Origin of the sequence: Pantoea piersonii, from assembly GCF_003612015.1 — a bacterium.
GTDB classification, from domain to species: Bacteria; Pseudomonadota; Gammaproteobacteria; order Enterobacterales; family Enterobacteriaceae; genus Pantoea; species Pantoea piersonii.
Map to the genome: position 1 here is coordinate 404,851 of NZ_RARB01000003.1, position 14,486 is coordinate 419,336.

A 14,486-nucleotide genomic window follows, 5' to 3' on the forward strand; every position below is an offset into this window, starting at 1 on the left:
TATCAGGCTCCCAGCTCTATGCCGAAGTAGTCGCGCGCGTTGTTAAAGCAGATGTTTTGCACCATCTGGCCCAGCAGCGCCTCGTCGCCCGGCGCTTCGCCGTTTTCTACCCAGCGACCAATCATCTGGCACAGCAGGCGGCGGAAATATTCGTGACGCGTATAAGAGAGGAAGCTGCGGCTGTCGGTCAGCATGCCGACAAAGCGGCTAAGCAGGCCAATTTGCGCCAGCTGCGTCATCTGACGCTGCATGCCGTCGAGCTGATCGTTGAACCACCAGGCGGAGCCGAACTGCATTTTGCCCGCTTCGCCCTCTCCCTGGAAATTGCCCGCCATGGTCGCCAGCACCTCGTTGTCACGCGGGTTCAGGCAGTAGAGAATGGTTTTCGGCAGCGCGTTATGCAGGTTCTGCGCGCCCAGCAGCTTCGCCAGCGGTTCTGCCAGCGGCTGGTCGTTAATCGAGTCGAAGCCGACGTCCGGGCCCAGCAGTTCAAACTGGCGGCGGTTGGTGTTGCGCAGCGCGCCGATATGGTACTGCTGCACCCAGCCGCGACGCGCATATTCGCCGCCCAGCCACACCAGCACGGCGGTTTTAAACTGCGCAATCGCCTGCGCGTCCGGCGCGTTGCCTGCGCGGCGAGCGGCCAGAATGGCGTCCAGCGTCGCGTCGTCCGCTTCGGCGTAGAGCACGACGTCAAGCGCGTGGTCTGAAACCTTACAGCCGTGATCGGCGAAATAGTCGAGGCGTTTGCTCAGTGCGCTGCGCAGATCGTCAAAGCGGCGCACGCTGATGTCGGTCAGCGACTCCAGCTTCTCGATCCATGCCAGGAAGCCTTCCGCCTCAATATTAAAGGCTTTGTCCGGACGCCAGCTCGGCAGCACCTTGACGCTGAAGCTGCCATCCTGCGCCAGCGCGCGATGGTGCTGCAGGTCATCCAGCGGATCGTCGGTGGTGCCGACCATCTTCACATTCATCTGCTGCATAATGCCGCGCGCGGTAAAGTCATCCTGCGCCAGCAGCGCGTTGCAGCGCTCCCAGATGTCGTCGGCGGTTTTTTCAGAGAGCAAGGTATCGGTTATGCCGAAAGGACGACGCAGTTCAAGGTGCGTCCAGTGATAGAGCGGATTGCCGATAGTGTGCGGTACGGTGCGCGCCCAGGCGTCGAATTTTTCGCGGTCGCTGGCGTCGCCGGTGCAGAAGGCTTCCGGCACGCCGTTAGCGCGCATAGCGCGCCACTTGTAGTGATCGCCCTTCAGCCAGATGTCATAGAGGTTGGCAAAGCGGTAATTTTCGGCAATCTGCTGCGGCGGAAGATGGCAGTGATAGTCGAAAATCGGCTGATCCTTTGCATAGTCGTGATAAAGGCGACGAGCAAATTCGGTATCCAGCAAAAAATCCTCGGTCATAAAACGCGACATACTTGCTTCCTCTTGATAGAGCCTGAATGCGCTCAAAGTTATCATACCAATTTTAGTCAGCTACAGAATTCTTTGAGATCTCGCTCACATAAATAGCAGCAACGCCCTGTCCTCATGGACGTTTTTGCTCTCTGTAGCGTGCTAAATGGCTGTCCTGACGCAGATTTAAAGTATCCCATATTGCAAAAGGGGCTTTTGTGATGGCTCTCAACTTTTAAAGTTGTATAACAAGTTACGCTCTCGACCCGTAATGGCAAGGTAAACACAGGGCCGCATTCGCGTGGCCTGCGGGCGTGAGGTAAGCCGAATCACGGTTGTCCCGCTCCAGATAACAACAGCGGCAAGACCGCAGACAGAACACTGGAAGAGGTAAATGATGCGTAAGATTAAAGGGCTACGCTGGTATATGATCGGGCTGGTGACGCTGGGCACCGTGCTGGGTTATCTCACCCGTAATACCATCGCCGTCGCCGCGCCGACGCTACAAACCGATTTACATATCACCACCCAACAGTACTCCTACATCGTGGCGGCCTACTCCGCCTGCTATACCGTTATGCAGCCGGTCGCGGGCTACGTGCTCGATTTGCTCGGCACCAAAGTCGGCTATGCCGTGTTTGCCGTACTCTGGGCGATTTTCTGCGCCGCGACGGCGATGGCAGGCAGCTGGGGCGGCTTTGCGCTGGCGCGCGGCGCAGTCGGCGCGGCGGAAGCGGCGATGATCCCGGCGGGCCTGAAAGCGAGCAGCGAGTGGTTCCCGGCTAAAGAGCGCTCTGTCGCCGTGGGCTACTTCAACGTCGGCTCCTCGATCGGCGCTATGCTGGCACCGCCGCTGGTGGTGTGGGCGATTGTGGCGCACAGCTGGCAGATGGCATTTATCATCACTGGCGTGCTGAGCCTGATTTGGGCGCTCTGCTGGCTGATCTTCTATAAGCATCCCAAACAGCAGACCAAACTCAGCGACGAAGAGCGTCAGTACATTATTTCCGGCCAGGAAGCGCAGCATCAGACCGGCAACACTAAAAAAATGTCGGCGCGTCAGATTCTGCGCAACCGCCAGTTCTGGGGTATCGCCCTGCCGCGCTTCCTGGCGGAACCCGCCTGGGGCACCTTTAACGCCTGGATCCCGCTGTTTATGTTCAAGGTGTATGGCTTCAACCTGAAAGAGATTGCGCTTTTCGCCTGGATGCCGATGCTGTTCGCCGATCTCGGCTGCATCCTCGGCGGTTATCTGCCGCCGCTGTTTCAACGCTGGTTCGGCGTCAACCTGATCGTTTCGCGCAAGCTGGTGGTGACCATGGGCGCGGTGCTGATGATTGGCCCCGGCACTATCGGCCTCTTCACCAGCCCCTATGTCGCTATCGCGCTGCTCTGCGTCGGCGGCTTTGCCCATCAGGCGCTCTCCGGCGCGCTGATTACGCTCTCTTCCGACGTCTTCGGCCGTAACGAAGTAGCCACCGCCAACGGCCTGACCGGCATGGCGGCCTGGACGGCCAGCACCATGTTTGCGCTGGTAGTTGGCGCACTGGCCGATACGCTGGGCTTCAGCCCGCTGTTCGCCGCGCTGGCGGTGTTCGATCTGTTAGGCGCCGTGGTGATCTGGACGGTCCTGCGTAATCAGCCGGTCTCTGAGCTGGAGAAAGAGGTCGTGCCGCCGCAGGGAGCAACCGTACGCGGCTGAGGCAGCCAGCTGCTGACACGCCCGCCAGGTGGGAAAACAAGCGTCCCGCGTCATAATGACGCGGGACCTTTTATTTAGCGGCCGCAAAGTGGTATAACAACTTTATTTGCGACACGGGAATACGCTATGGAACTGACCGAACCTCGTCGACTTTACCAGCAGCTCGCCAGCGATCTGAAAAGCCGTATCGAAACAGGCGCTTATCCTGTAGGCGATAAGCTGCCTGCCGAACGCCTGATCGCGGAAGAGATGAACGTCAGCCGCACGGTGGTGCGCGAAGCGATTATCATGCTGGAGGTAGAAGGCTACGTTGAGGTACGCAAAGGTTCCGGTATTCACGTTATAGCCAGCCAGCAGCAAAACCGCGTGATGACCTCAAGCCAGCTCGAATTCGCCACTTTTGGCCCCTTCGAACTGCTGCAGGCGCGTCAGCTGATTGAGAGCAACGTCGCCGAATTCGCGGCGACGCAGGTGACGCGGCAGGACATTATCGAGCTGATGGCGATTCAGGAAAAAGCGCGTCAGGAAGATCACTTCCGCGACTCGCAGTGGGACATGCAGTTTCATGTGCGCATTGCGCAATCCACCCAAAACAGCGCGCTGGCGGCCATTGTCGAAAAGATGTGGCTGCATCGCCTGCACAATCCCTACTGGCTTAAACTCCACGAACATATCGACCAGCGCAGCATTCTCAGCTGGTGCGACGACCACGATCAGATCCTCAAGGCGCTGATGCGCAAAGATCCCGCCGCCAGCAAACTGGCGATGTGGCAACATCTGGAAAATACTAAACAGATGCTGTTTAACGCGACCGCCGATGATTTTGAATTTAATGTGGATCGTTATATGTTTGCCGAGAATCCCGTTATCCTGCCGGACGGCTCTAGCCATTCACATTGATTCTGCTGCGTTTTCGCGCAGGAAAGTCAGTTAATCTGCAATAGTGTCAGGTCGTGTAAAGCTCCTTTTGACGGACCTTGTCAAAGGGTAAAACTCCTGTGCGACGGACACATCCCCCTGTCTCAGCCCTGTAGTTTTTGTTACAGTTAGCGCCCCTTTTTTACCCTTTGCGACAGGGTTTAAAAATTCGCTGGTTAAACAATCTGTTCTGGAAGGATCCGGAAAACTCTGCCCAGACTGTGCTCCTAAAACAGATAACCAAACGCCGGTCTGCGCTTATGTCCTTTGAGACGCGTTAAACAATGATGTTCAGGAATGATTGATGGATATTTTGCATGCGTTGCTGCAGGCCTTGTGGCAACAGGATTACGAAACCCTTTCCGATCCGACGCTGGTATGGGCCATTTACGGCGTGCTGTTCATGATCCTCTTTCTGGAGAATGGTCTGCTGCCCGCCGCGTTTTTGCCGGGCGATAGCCTGTTGATTCTGGTGGGCGTGCTGATCGCCAAAGGTACCATGAGCTTCCCGCTGACAATTCTGGTACTGACTACCGGCGCCAGCCTCGGCTGCTGGGTCAGCTATATTCAGGGCCGCTGGCTCGGCAATACGCCGACGGTACAGAAGTGGCTCTCTCATCTTCCTGCACAATATCACGCTCGCGCGCACAGCCTGTTTCATCGCCACGGCCTGTCAGCGCTGCTGATTGGCCGCTTTATCGCTTTCGTGCGCACCCTGTTACCGACGATTGCCGGTCTTTCTGGCCTGGATAACGCCCGCTTCCAGTTTTTTAACTGGGTCAGCGCGCTGCTCTGGGTAGTGATCCTCACCGTACTCGGCTTTGCGCTGGGCAAAACGCCGATCTTTCGTCGCTATGAAGATGAAATGATGTTCTGTCTGATGCTGCTGCCGCTGGTGTTGCTGGTTATCGGCCTGGTGGGCTCGCTGGTGGTGCTGTGGCGCAAGCGCCAGGCGAATCAGAATGGTAAGGGCGAATCATGAAAATTTATCGCCCCATTCCCCGCCGTATGCTGCCCTGGCTGGCGATCGCCGCGCTGCTGCTGCTGGCGATCGGCCTGACGCCGATGCTGCTGCAGCATGAAAGCGTGGTGCAGATCCGCGTTTCTCATGCCGGCGGCCCGCTGCCTGACGGGTTTTATCTCTATCAACAGCTGACGGCGCAGGGCATCCGCATCAAAAGCATTACTCCTTCAGGCGATGCGCTGATTATTCATTTCGAAAACGAAGAGCAGAGCCTTGCCGCGCAAAAAGTGCTGCGTCGTTTGCTGCCGGACGGCTTTGTCGTCGCCAGACACCCCGATTCGGCTTCCGCCTCCTCAACCATGCTGAATATTTCCTGACCCGCTGTTGCCGTCTTGCGCTGACAGGACGGCAACAGAATAATCTGTATCCCCCCGTCTTTTTTGAACTTTTTACAGGCGCTGTCTATGCTTAGTGGATGGCTCAGCTATCTGACACGCCAGGAGATGACGCTGTCTGGTCACGGCAGGTCAGTAACAATGGAAGGTAACAAGCCTGATGAAACATCAATTACTTCTTGGCCTCGCGCTGTTTTCTCTCTCGGGTTCGCTGATGGCGGCGGAATCGCTTTGTCAGCAGAAAGAGCAGGACATTCAGCATGAAATTGCGATGGCGAAACAGCATAACAATCAGCGTCGCGTCAATGGACTGGAGCGCGCCTTAACCGAAGTACGCGCCAGCTGTAGCGACAATAAACTGAAAGCCTCTCACCAGGCGCGCATCAAGGCGCAGCGAGAAAAAGTCGCAGAGCGCGAACGCGAGCTAAAAGAAGAGCGTCAGGAGGGCGACGACAGGGAAAAAATTGCCAGACGTGAACATAAATTGGAAGAAGCCCGCCAGGATCTGAAAAAGTTACAGGCGGAGCCTTATTAATCCGGACTCAATCACTGAAGCTAAAAGGAACATTACATGTCAAAAGACACTTCATCAGAACATTTGCGTGCTGAGTTAAAAAATCTGGCGGATACGCTGGAAGAGGTGCTGAGCAGCACCACGGATAAGTCTAAAGGCGAACTGGATAAGCTGCGTCAGAAAGCGCGCGTAGCGCTCGACAGCTCACGCGAGAAGCTGGGCGATTCCGGTGAATATCTGGCGCAAACCACGCGTGAAGCCGCGCAGAAAGCAGACGGCTACGTGCGTGAAAACCCCTGGCATGGCGTTGGCATCGGTGCGGCAATTGGCGTGGCGATCGGCATCCTGATTTCACGGCGTTAATTATGGCGGATTCTCAGCAGAGCCACGGCCCCGGCAAAGGGGTCATCAACATCGGTCAGCGCATCGTCACTACGCTGGTCAGCATGGTCGAGACCCGTGTACGTCTGGCGGTGGTCGAGCTGGAAGCGGAAAAGGCCAACCTGATTCAGCTGTTGCTGATGGTTGGCCTGACCATGTTGTTCACCGCCTTCGGACTGATGAGCCTGATGGTGTTGATTATCTGGGCCGTCGACGCGCAGTATCGTCTGATGGCGATTGGCATTACGACCGGCGTACTCTTTCTTCTGGCGATTATTTTCGGCCTGTGGAGCCTGCGCAAATCGCGTCAGTCCACGCTGTTGCACCATACGCGCAAAGAGCTGGAGAATGACCGTCAGCTGCTGGAGGATAACCGCGCATGAGCAGCAAACAGGAACGTGAAGCGCGCATTCATGCGCTGCTGAGCGATATACAACAGCAGCGGCTCGATCTGAGCGCCAGCCGCCGTGATTTTTTGCTAAGCACCGCGCAGTATGACCGCGGCTGGCTGACGTTCCTCAGCATGCGGCGTTATCTGGCCATTGGCAGCAGCGCGCTGGCTATCTGGTCGGTGCGCAGCCCGAATAAATTTATGCGCCTGCTCAAGCGCGGCTTTGGCGTCTGGAGCACCTGGCGCATGCTGAAAGCGGCCCTGCCGCAGCGCTAATTTTTCTCTTCCTGTAGCCGGTGCGAAAACGCCGGCTTTTCTTTATCAGATTTCCTGAATAACACCTACAGAATATCTCGCTTACAACCTTTCCCCTCCGCGACTATTATCTCCAGCTATCAGCTCAGCAAACGGCTAAACCGCCTTATGCTGGGAACTATATAACGCAGGCGCTGCTGTCCTGCCGTAAAATTAGCCTGGAGTAAATGATGAAAAAATTCGAAGATACTGGCCTGCTGCTGGCGCGCATTTTAATGCCGATCCTGTTTATCACTGCCGGCTGGGGCAAGATCACCGGCTATGCGGGCACGCAGCAGTATATGGAAGCGATGGGCGTACCCGCCTTCTTCCTGCCGCTGGTTATCCTGCTGGAGTTCGGCGGCGGCCTGGCGATTCTGTTCGGCTTCCTGACCCGTTTTACCGCGCTCTTTACCGCGGCTTTCACCATCCTGACGGCGTTCCTGTTCCACAGTAACTTCGCGGAAGGTGTCAACCAGCTGATGTTTATGAAAAACCTCTCTATCGCGGGCGGTTTCCTGGTGCTGGGCCTGGTGGGTCCAGGCGCGTACAGCCTTGATCGTCTGCTGCGTAAAAAAGCGCAGCCGGTGGGCGCACTTCGCTAAGCACACATCTGGCGTAATGCCGCATATACTTAGCAGGGCGAGGAGACTCCTCGCCCTGTTTGCACTGGAGGCGATATGGGCCAACTGATCGAAGGTGTCTGGCATGACACCTGGTACGATACCAAATCAACCGGCGGACGCTTCAAGCGCACTGAAGCGGTCTGGCGCAACTGGGTAACAGCGGACGGCAGCGCTGGCCCAACGGGCGAAGCGGGCTTCAAAGCTGAACGCGATCGCTATCATCTGTATGTTTCTCTCGCCTGCCCCTGGGCGCACCGCACGCTGCTGATGCGTAAGCTGAAAGGGCTGGAGTCGATGATCGACGTCTCCGTGGTGCATCCTTTGATGCTGGAAAACGGCTGGACATTCGACGACGATTTTCCCGACGCCACCGGCGACAAGCTCTATCAGAACGAATTTCTCTATCAGCTCTATCTGCATGCCGATCCCCACTACACCGGACGCGTCACCGTGCCGGTTCTGTGGGATAAGCAGCAGGGCACCATTGTCAGCAACGAATCGGCGGATATTATCCGCATGTTCAACAGCGCTTTTGACGCTGTCGGCGCCCGCGCCGGGGATTACTATCCTCCCGCCCTGCGCGAGAAGATAGACGAGCTGAACGGCTGGATTTACGACACGGTTAACAACGGCGTCTACAAATCGGGCTTCGCGACTTCGCAGGCGGCCTATGACGAGTCGGTGACGGCGCTGTTTCACTCGCTGTCGCGGCTGGAGCAGATTCTGGGCCAGCACCGCTACCTGACCGGCGATCAGCTGACCGAAGCGGATCTGCGCCTCTGGACCACGCTGGTGCGTTTCGATCCGGTTTACGTCACCCACTTTAAGTGCGACCGTCATCGCATCGGCGACTACCTCAACCTGAGCGGCTTTCTGCGCGATATCTATCAGATGCCGGGCATCGCCGATACCGTGAATCTGCCCCATATCCGCCATCACTATTACGTCAGCCATAAAACCATCAACCCGAACGGCGTCATTTCGCTGGGTCCGGCGTTTGACTGGGATGAGCCGCACGGCCGCGGTTAATCGTTCGCGCCGTCTCCTTGCCGGGACGGCGTGCGTCTGAACTGTTATAAAAATTCTGCGCGGTTCTGTGTCTCCTCCGGCTCACTGTTATCTGTTCTACTGAGCAGAAAAGTGACGGTGAGGTGAACAATGGACGCCATTAAACAAATCTTAATCGATGAGATCGCTACGCTTAATCGTGAGGAACGCCGCGACAACCGCCCGCGTTTTAGCTTCTCTTTTCTGAAAACCCATCCCGGGCTTTGGGCAGTCATGTATCTCTGCTACGCCCTGTGCGTGGCGCTGATTTTTTCTACCGAAATGCTGGGCTGGCCCGCCTTCTGGTTCGCTACCATTTTCGTACTGGTCATGAGCTTTCTGATGCTGCTGGATATCAACCCGAAATACCGCTTCGAGGATATCGACGCGCTGGATCTGCGCGTCTGTTATAACGGCGAGTGGTACTACGTGCAGCCGGTTTCTGAAGGCGGCGTGAAGAAGATTTTGAATCTGCCGGATGCGCCGGAGCAGGTGAAAAGCGGCATTCATCGTCTGCTACAGCAGAAAGGCGAAGTCGATTTCTATGACATCTACTATCTGACCTGGGGCCACCAGCAGGCAGCGCAGGTTTAAATCTTACGCTGTTCGGCAATCAGCCTTCCCAGCGTCTCGACCGCCGCTTCGGCGCGTGTATCCCACGGCCAGGCGGCGTTAATGCGAAAACAGTGGGTAAACTCCTCGCCCGCTGAAAACAGCCGCCCCGGCGCGATGCTGATCCCCTGCTGTAACGCCTGCTGATAAAGCTGTGTCGTGTCATAGCCGCGCGGCAGCGTTACCCACAAAAAGAAGCCGCCCGGCGAATCGCTCACGCTGGCGCCGTCCGGCAGCACGCGGCGCAGCGCCTGACGCACCCACTCTTTACGCCGCGCCAGCGTCTGCCGCAGTTTTTTCAGATGGCTATCGTAGCGGCGCGTGGCGAGAAAATCCGCCAGCGCCAGCTGCATCGGCGCGCTGGTAGAGAGCGTGCTCATCAGCTGCAGGCGCTGGATGCGCTGCGCGTGCTGTCCCGCCGCGACCCAGCCGACGCGGAACCCGGCGACCAGACATTTGGAAAAGGAGCCGCAGTGCAGCACGTCGCCGCCGCGATCCCAGTATTTCGCCGGATGCGGCGGTTCATCGCCTGTCCAGAGTTCAGCGTAAACATCATCTTCTATCAGCGGCACCTGATAGCGCGCCAGCAGCGCTACCAGCTGCGCTTTGCGCGCGGGCGAAAGGGTAACGCCAAGCGGATTTTGCAGCGTAGTCATCAGCCAGCACGCTTTCACCGGCCAGCGCTGCAGCGTCTCTTCCAGCTGCTGCATATCAATGCCCTGCTGCGCGTCGCTCGGCACCGCGAGCGCTTTCAGCTTCAGCCGCTCGATCGCCTGCAGCGCGCCATAAAAGGTCGGCTGCTCGATAACCACATAATCGCCTGGTTCGGTAAGCGCCTGCAGGCTGAGATTGAGCGCTTCCAGCGCACCGTTGGTAATCACGATTTCATCTGGCGACAGCGTAATGCCCTGCCGCGCATAGCGCTGCGCCAGCATCTGCCGCAGCGCCGCATTGCCGGGTGGAAGATTATTGAGCGCGTCGAGCGGCGTCAGCTGATGTGAGACATTGGTCAGTGAGCGCATCAGCTGACGCTGAGGAAAGAGTTCGGGGTCGGGGAAGGCGGAGCCAAAAGGTACAATGCCCGGATCGCGGATCGCCTGCAGCACGTCGAAGACAAAATCGTTAATATCGACCTGCTCGCTGAGCGCCACCTGCGCTGGCGCGGTTTGCAGCGCGCGCGGCGCGACGTAGTAACCGGACTGCGGACGCGAGACAATCCAGCCCTGGCTTTCCAGCACCTCGTAGGCGTGCATCACCGTCATCAGGCTTAGCCCGTGCTGCGCCACCTGCTGACGAAGCGACGGCAGCTTCGTGCCTGGCAGCCAGATACCCGCCTCGATCTGCTGCTGAATCTCATCCGTCAGTTGCTGGTATTTCGCCACGGGCTGCTCCTTTCGTTGCCGCCGCGCAGTTTAGCATGGCAAGGTCCTGAGGCAACGGGGAAGCCCCAAACGCAGCGAGCGTGGCGCAAACGCGGGCGGCAGCTTGCTCCAGAAAGCAAAAACCCCGCTTGCGCGGGGTTTTCACCTGAAAAGTCGAAACTGACCGATAAGCCGGGTTCTGTCGTGGACAGTCATTCATCTAGGCCAGCAATCGCTCACTGGCTCAAGCAGCCTACCCGGGTTCAGTACGGGCCGTACCATGCGAACCCCTATTTGGCCTTGCTCCGGGTGGAGTTTACCGTGCCGCGAACTGTTGCCAGACGCGCGGTGCGCTCTTACCGCACCCTTTCACCCTTACCTGATCCCATAAATGGGCCATCGGCGGTTTGCTCTCTGTTGCACTGGTCGTAGGCTTGCGCCCCCCAGGCGTTACCTGGCACCCTGCCCTATGGAGCCCGGACTTTCCTCCCCTCTGCCCGTCTCCCTACAAGAGGGACGACGACAAAGCGGCGACTGTCTGGTCAGCTTCGGCGCCGGATGATAGGGCATTCGCCCGCAATTGTCACGTCTCTTGCTGATCAAGAGCAAAGCGATAGAGCGCATTTTTCTTCACGCCGTGGATTTCCGCGGTCAGCGCCGCCGCCTTTTTCAGCGGCAGCTCTTTCTGCAGCAGCGCCAGCGTGCGTAGCGCTTCGGCGGGCAGCGCCTCTTCGTCCGGCTTATGCCCTTCGACGACCAGCACCATCTCCCCTTTGCGACGATTCTCATCTTCTTTGACCCAGGCAAGCAGCTCGCCCACCGGCGCGCCATGAATCGACTCCCAGGTCTTGCTCAGCTCGCGCGCCAGCACCACATAGCGCCCGGGGCCCAGCTCGTTCGCCATATCCTGCAGGCTGTCGAGCAGACGATGAGTAGACTCGTAGAAAATAAGGGTGCGCGGCTCCTGCGCCAGCGCGCGCAGCGTGTCGCAGCGCGCCTTGGTTTTGGCGGGCAGAAACCCTTCGTAACAGAAACGATCGGACGGTAACCCGGCGGCGCTTAATGCTGTGACGGCGGCGCAGGCGCCTGGCAGCGGCACCACGCGAATGCCCGCCTCGCGGCAGCGGCGTACCAGATGGTAACCCGGATCGTTAATCAGCGGCGTCCCGGCATCCGAGACCAGCGCGATGCTCTGCCCTTCCTGCAGCTTCGCCAGCAGCAGTTCGGCCTTCTGCTGTTCATTGTGGTCGTGAAGTGCGAAGAGCCGCGCAGCGATGGCGAAATGTTGTAGCAACAGTCCGGTATGACGTGTATCTTCCGCTGCGACCAGATCGACGCCCGAAAGCACCGTCAGCGCCCGCTGGGTGATATCACCCAAATTACCAATCGGGGTTGGAACGATGTAGAGCGTGCTGGCAGAAATCTCTGCCCGATCGAGTTGTTTCATTGTTTCATCCGAATTGCCGATTTAATATTGAGCATCTTGAAAAAAACATCACTGGATACAGTATGCTTCCTTCAAAAGTCGTTCGTCATAAAGCAGGACGCTTTGTGCCTGTCCTTCTTGCTGGGCTGATTTTAGCCGCCTGTAGCGGTCAGGGGCCGCAAACCTCAAACGTTAATATTCAGGGACCCGTGACCGGCGGGTCTGATTACTATCTGCAGCAAGTGCAGCAAAGCAGCGATGATAGCAGGACAGACTGGCAATTACTTGCCATCCGTGCCCTGATGAAAGAAGGAAAGTATCCACAGGCTGGCCAGCAGCTTAACCAGCTGCCGAGCCGCCTCAGCGACACGCAACAGCAGGAACTGCTGCTGCTTAAATCGCAGTTCCTGTTTAGCCAGCAGAACGTGCCGGGTGCGACGCAGCTGTTGAATCAGGTGAAAGTCGACGACCTGTCGAAAGAGCAGCAGGCGCGCTACTACGGGCTGCAGATCGCCGCCGCGCAGGGTAAAACCTCGCTGGCGCTGCTGCGCGCCTATATTGCGCAGGAGCCGCTGCTGACCGGCGACGATCATCAGAAAAATATCGATGCCACCTGGCAGGCGCTGACGCAGATGACGCCGCAGGAAGCCAGCAGCCTGGTGATCAACGCCAGTGAAAATACCCTGCAGGGCTGGCTGGATCTGCTTAACGTCTGGCGCGCCAACGCGCAGGACGGCGAGATGCTGAAGTCCGCACTTAAAGACTGGCAGACGCGTTATCCGCAAAACCCGGCGGCTAAAACCTTGCCGACGCCGTTAAGCCAGGCGCAGAACTTTACCAAAGCGTCAACCAGCACCATCGCGCTGCTGCTGCCGCTGAACGGTCAGGCGCAGGTCTTCGCCAGCGCGATTGAGAAAGGTTTCAACGATGCGAAAAACGGCGCCCTGAACGCTGCGCCGCAGCCGACCGCGCCGACCGCAGCAACAGGCGCGCAGCCTGCGCCAACCGGCGCAGCTAACGCGGTGGTCAGCCCGGCAGCCGCCTCGATCACGCCAGCCGAGTCCCCGCAGCCCGCCGCGCAGCAGCAGCAGCAGCAGCAGCAGCAGCCAGCCAGCGCTCCCTCCAGCAGCGCGCAGGTCAAGGTGTATGACACCAGCAGCCAGCCGATTCAGCAGGTGATGCAGCAGGCGCAGCAGGACGGCGCCACCCTCGTGGTCGGTCCGCTGCTGAAAAACAACGTTGAAGCGGTCGCTAACAGCCAGACGCCGCTCAACGTTCTGGCGCTTAACGCGCCGGAGCAGATCCAGAACCATCCGAATGTTTGCTACTTTGCGCTTTCTCCTGAAGACGAAGCGCGCGATGCCGCGCACCATATGTGGGATCAGGGCAAACGCCAGCCGCTATTGCTGGTGCCGCGCAGCAGCTTCGGCGATCGCGTGGTTAATGCGTTTGCGCAGGAGTGGCAGAAACTGGGCGGCGGTGCGCCGCTGCAACAGCGCTTCGGCTCGACTGCTGAGCTGAAACAGGGCATCAACAGCGGCGCAGGCATTACGCTGAGCGGCACACCGGTTACTACGCAGCCGGCTGAACCGCAGGGCGTTGCCATCGCCGGGCTGAACATTCCCTCGCCGCAGCAGAGCGCGCCGCCAGCGGCGAGCAGCGGCGGCAACGTCGATTCGGTCTATATCGTTTCGACGCAGGATGAGCTGCAGCTGATCAAGCCGATGATCGCCATGCGCACCGGCAGCCGTAGCGCAGCGTCGCTCTACGCCAGCTCGCGCAGCTATCAGGCTGGCGCAGGCCCCGATTTCCGCCTGGAGATGGAAGGACTGCAGTTCAGCGATATTCCGCTGCTTTCAGGTCGTAATCCGGCGCTGATGCAGCGGGCAGCGCAGTCGTTCAACAACGACTATTCGCTGGTTCGCCTTTATGCAATGGGCATTGACGCCTGGACGCTGGCGAACAGTTTTAATCAGATGCGCCAGATGCCGGGCTTCACCATTGACGGCAATACCGGCAAGCTGAGCGCGAATCAGGATTGCGTGATCAACAGGGCGTTGTCATGGAGCCAGTACCGTCAGGGCGCGATCGTTCCCGCCTCCTGACCTCGCGGCGCCTTGGCGCTGAACAGGAACAGCGCGCCCGGCGCTATTTAGAGCGCGCCGGGTTGCGCTGGATCGCCAGCAACGTGACTTATCGCGGCGGCGAGCTGGATCTCATCATGCGCGACGGCGCATGCTGGGTGTTTGTGGAGGTGCGCTACCGGCGCGATGCGCGCTACGGCGGCGCGCTGGCCAGCGTCACCCGCCTCAAGCGGCAAAAACTGTTGCGCGCCGCCGCCCTTTGGCTGTCGCAGCGCGGCGGCAGTTTTGATACGGTGGATTGCCGTTTCGACATCATCGCCATTACCGGTACGGCGCTGGAGTGGCTGCCCAATGCCTTTAATGCAGACGTATAG

Annotated in this window: 16 protein-coding genes and 1 other RNA gene; 13 read left to right on the forward strand and 4 right to left on the reverse strand. The window is 58.4% G+C overall.

Going from position 1 to position 14,486, the window contains the following annotated elements; translation table 11 throughout:
• Positions 1-2: 2 nt before the first annotated feature.
• Positions 3-1,418 carry a glucuronate isomerase gene (gene uxaC, locus D7S44_RS11385; RefSeq protein ID WP_120454925.1) on the reverse strand — a complete coding sequence of 472 codons (1,416 nt, stop codon included), beginning with the start codon at positions 1,416-1,418 and terminating at the stop codon, positions 3-5.
• 376 nt (positions 1,419-1,794) lie between these two features.
• On the opposite strand from uxaC, the gene D7S44_RS11390 reads away from it, so the two are divergent.
• From D7S44_RS11390 to D7S44_RS11440, 11 genes are all read left to right on the forward strand, one after another.
• Positions 1,795-3,099 carry an MFS transporter gene (locus D7S44_RS11390; RefSeq protein ID WP_120455124.1) on the forward strand — a complete coding sequence of 435 codons (1,305 nt, stop codon included), beginning with the start codon at positions 1,795-1,797 and terminating at the stop codon, positions 3,097-3,099.
• A gap of 126 nt (positions 3,100-3,225) precedes the next feature.
• A complete protein-coding gene (exuR, locus tag D7S44_RS11395) occupies positions 3,226-3,999 on the forward strand; it encodes a transcriptional regulator ExuR (RefSeq protein ID WP_120454927.1) in 774 nt (257 codons plus the stop codon).
• 322 nt (positions 4,000-4,321) lie between these two features.
• A complete protein-coding gene (locus D7S44_RS11400; RefSeq protein ID WP_120454929.1) occupies positions 4,322-4,999 on the forward strand; it encodes a DedA family protein in 678 nt (225 codons plus the stop codon).
• Positions 4,996-5,358 (forward strand): EnvZ/OmpR regulon moderator MzrA, encoded by a 363-nt coding sequence (gene mzrA / locus D7S44_RS11405; RefSeq protein WP_120454931.1) that lies wholly within the window; start codon positions 4,996-4,998, stop codon positions 5,356-5,358. The genes D7S44_RS11400 and mzrA overlap by 4 nt, the downstream gene beginning before the upstream one ends.
• Positions 5,359-5,536: 178 nt before the next feature.
• Positions 5,537-5,911, forward strand: coding sequence for a DUF1090 domain-containing protein (locus D7S44_RS11410; protein ID WP_120454933.1), 375 nt, complete (start codon positions 5,537-5,539; stop codon positions 5,909-5,911).
• Positions 5,912-5,947: 36 nt separating this feature from the next.
• A complete protein-coding gene (locus D7S44_RS11415) occupies positions 5,948-6,253 on the forward strand; it encodes an ElaB/YgaM/YqjD family protein (RefSeq protein ID WP_048784365.1) in 306 nt (101 codons plus the stop codon).
• A gap of 2 nt (positions 6,254-6,255) precedes the next feature.
• Entirely contained in the window at positions 6,256-6,654 is a 399-nt protein-coding gene (locus tag D7S44_RS11420) for a phage holin family protein (RefSeq protein WP_179256414.1), read from the forward strand.
• Entirely contained in the window at positions 6,651-6,938 is a 288-nt protein-coding gene (locus D7S44_RS11425; protein WP_120454937.1) for a YqjK-like family protein, read from the forward strand. The genes D7S44_RS11420 and D7S44_RS11425 overlap by 4 nt, the downstream gene beginning before the upstream one ends.
• A 209-nt stretch (positions 6,939-7,147) precedes the next feature.
• Entirely contained in the window at positions 7,148-7,561 is a 414-nt protein-coding gene (locus D7S44_RS11430) for a DoxX family protein (RefSeq protein WP_120454939.1), read from the forward strand.
• Positions 7,562-7,636: 75 nt separating this feature from the next.
• Complete coding sequence (locus D7S44_RS11435) at positions 7,637-8,611, forward strand: glutathione S-transferase family protein (RefSeq protein ID WP_120454941.1); 975 nt, start codon at positions 7,637-7,639, stop codon at positions 8,609-8,611.
• A gap of 129 nt (positions 8,612-8,740) precedes the next feature.
• Positions 8,741-9,223: a YlaC family protein gene (locus D7S44_RS11440; RefSeq protein ID WP_120454943.1), complete on the forward strand. Its 483-nt coding sequence runs from the start codon at positions 8,741-8,743 to the stop codon at positions 9,221-9,223.
• Here D7S44_RS11440 and D7S44_RS11445 read toward each other — a convergent pair.
• From D7S44_RS11445 to rsmI, 3 genes are all read right to left on the reverse strand, one after another.
• Complete coding sequence (locus tag D7S44_RS11445) at positions 9,220-10,623, reverse strand: aminotransferase-like domain-containing protein (protein ID WP_120454945.1); 1,404 nt, start codon at positions 10,621-10,623, stop codon at positions 9,220-9,222. The two genes, D7S44_RS11440 and D7S44_RS11445, sit on opposite strands and share 4 nt — an antisense overlap.
• A gap of 151 nt (positions 10,624-10,774) precedes the next feature.
• Positions 10,775-11,152, reverse strand: an RNA gene (gene rnpB, locus D7S44_RS11450) — RNase P RNA component class A.
• 33 nt (positions 11,153-11,185) lie between these two features.
• Positions 11,186-12,049 carry a 16S rRNA (cytidine(1402)-2'-O)-methyltransferase gene (gene rsmI, locus D7S44_RS11455; protein ID WP_120454947.1) on the reverse strand — a complete coding sequence of 288 codons (864 nt, stop codon included), beginning with the start codon at positions 12,047-12,049 and terminating at the stop codon, positions 11,186-11,188.
• Between the two features lie 62 nt (positions 12,050-12,111).
• Here rsmI and D7S44_RS11460 point away from each other — a divergent pair, with 62 nt between their 5' ends.
• A complete protein-coding gene (locus D7S44_RS11460; protein WP_120454949.1) occupies positions 12,112-14,133 on the forward strand; it encodes a penicillin-binding protein activator in 2,022 nt (673 codons plus the stop codon).
• Entirely contained in the window at positions 14,091-14,486 is a 396-nt protein-coding gene (locus D7S44_RS11465) for a YraN family protein (protein ID WP_120454951.1), read from the forward strand. The genes D7S44_RS11460 and D7S44_RS11465 overlap by 43 nt, the downstream gene beginning before the upstream one ends.

Coding starts and splice junctions, on each gene's coding strand:
- uxaC (WP_120454925.1), bottom strand. CDS start 1,418: ATGTCGCGTTTTATGACCGAGGATTTTTTGCTGGATACCGAATTTGCT.
- D7S44_RS11390 (WP_120455124.1), top strand. CDS start 1,795: ATGCGTAAGATTAAAGGGCTACGCTGGTATATGATCGGGCTGGTGACG.
- exuR (WP_120454927.1), top strand. CDS start 3,226: ATGGAACTGACCGAACCTCGTCGACTTTACCAGCAGCTCGCCAGCGAT.
- D7S44_RS11400 (WP_120454929.1), top strand. CDS start 4,322: ATGGATATTTTGCATGCGTTGCTGCAGGCCTTGTGGCAACAGGATTAC.
- mzrA (WP_120454931.1), top strand. CDS start 4,996: ATGAAAATTTATCGCCCCATTCCCCGCCGTATGCTGCCCTGGCTGGCG.
- D7S44_RS11410 (WP_120454933.1), top strand. CDS start 5,537: ATGAAACATCAATTACTTCTTGGCCTCGCGCTGTTTTCTCTCTCGGGT.
- D7S44_RS11415 (WP_048784365.1), top strand. CDS start 5,948: ATGTCAAAAGACACTTCATCAGAACATTTGCGTGCTGAGTTAAAAAAT.
- D7S44_RS11420 (WP_179256414.1), top strand. CDS start 6,256: ATGGCGGATTCTCAGCAGAGCCACGGCCCCGGCAAAGGGGTCATCAAC.
- D7S44_RS11425 (WP_120454937.1), top strand. CDS start 6,651: ATGAGCAGCAAACAGGAACGTGAAGCGCGCATTCATGCGCTGCTGAGC.
- D7S44_RS11430 (WP_120454939.1), top strand. CDS start 7,148: ATGAAAAAATTCGAAGATACTGGCCTGCTGCTGGCGCGCATTTTAATG.
- D7S44_RS11435 (WP_120454941.1), top strand. CDS start 7,637: ATGGGCCAACTGATCGAAGGTGTCTGGCATGACACCTGGTACGATACC.
- D7S44_RS11440 (WP_120454943.1), top strand. CDS start 8,741: ATGGACGCCATTAAACAAATCTTAATCGATGAGATCGCTACGCTTAAT.
- rsmI (WP_120454947.1), bottom strand. CDS start 12,049: ATGAAACAACTCGATCGGGCAGAGATTTCTGCCAGCACGCTCTACATC.
- D7S44_RS11460 (WP_120454949.1), top strand. CDS start 12,112: ATGCTTCCTTCAAAAGTCGTTCGTCATAAAGCAGGACGCTTTGTGCCT.
- D7S44_RS11465 (WP_120454951.1), top strand. CDS start 14,091: ATGGAGCCAGTACCGTCAGGGCGCGATCGTTCCCGCCTCCTGACCTCG.